Origin of the sequence: Streptomyces alkaliphilus (assembly GCF_014141535.1) — a bacterium.
Lineage (GTDB): Bacteria > Actinomycetota > Actinomycetes > Streptomycetales > Streptomycetaceae > Streptomyces > Streptomyces alkaliphilus.
In genome coordinates, this window is sequence record NZ_VKHT01001458.1 from 1 (window position 1) to 898 (window position 898).

The 898-nt window shown below is 75.1% G+C and carries 2 protein-coding genes; both read left to right on the forward strand.

Annotated elements, in window-relative coordinates; translation table 11 throughout:
* The coding region (locus FNQ90_RS25070; RefSeq protein WP_182608410.1) for an ADP-ribosylglycohydrolase family protein at positions 1-346 on the forward strand (346 nt) is incomplete at its 5' end.
* Between the two features lie 126 nt (positions 347-472).
* Complete coding sequence (locus FNQ90_RS25075; RefSeq protein ID WP_143625328.1) at positions 473-697, forward strand: hypothetical protein; 225 nt, start codon at positions 473-475, stop codon at positions 695-697.
* Positions 698-898: the final 201 nt, after the last annotated feature.

Here is an 898-nt window from a genome sequence, read left to right on the forward strand (position 1 = left end):
GGAGGTGCGCGAGGGGGTGGGGCGCGCGGCGGACCTCCCCGGCGACGCGGGCCCCGAACGCGCGGCGGCGCTGCTGGGCAGCGGGCACCGGATCCGCGCGGACGACACGGTGCCGTTCGCGCTGTGGTGCGCCGCCCACCGGGCCGATGATCTGACCGAGGCGCTGTGGACGACCGCCGCCGGCCTCGGCGACGTGGACACCACCTGCGCCATCGTCGGTGGGGTGGTCGCCGCCCGTACCGGTGTGACGGGTGTGTCCCCGGAGTGGTTGGAGCGTCGGGAGTCCCTTCCGCACCCCTTCGGCCGGTGGGACCCCGTTCACCCGATGGGGGACAGGAGCGTGTAGCGAACGCCGCGGGTGTCCGGAACCGATCACTCCGGATGCGGGTGCCGGTCGCCGGTTCTACGGTGAGGACAACGACGGGGCCCCCTCCCGGGCCCTCGGGGGACCGGTGAACAGGAGGCACATCGGATGAGTACATCGGACGAGTCCTCGCGCGGTACCGAGCGCAACGAGCCCCTGGACGAGAACCGTCCCACACCCGACCGACTCCTGCACACGGGAGGCGACCGACCCGTGGACCCGGAGGACCTGGTCCGCCTGACCGGTCGGGAGCCCACCCCCGAGCGGCTGGAGTGGGCGCGGAAGAAGCTGGAGGAAGAGGGGCCGGCGGCCGTGGAGCGGCTGCTGCCCTGACCCCGCCGCGACCGTTCGGCGGCGGACGGACGATGACGGCCGGTTCCGTCGGCCCCGCGCGGGGCCGACGGAACCGGCCGCCGCGCGTGTGCGGCCGAACCCCCGGGGCCGGGAGGGGGCGGGTCACGGACAGCTGTAGGTGAGGTCCACCCGGGTCGTCCCCGTGTCGTCCCCTCCGGCCCAGTCCTCTCCCGTCCCGTC

Excerpts from the sequence above, each read along its gene's own strand:
- FNQ90_RS25075 (WP_143625328.1), top strand. The coding sequence starts at position 473 with ATGAGTACATCGGACGAGTCCTCGCGCGGTACCGAGCGCAACGAGCCC.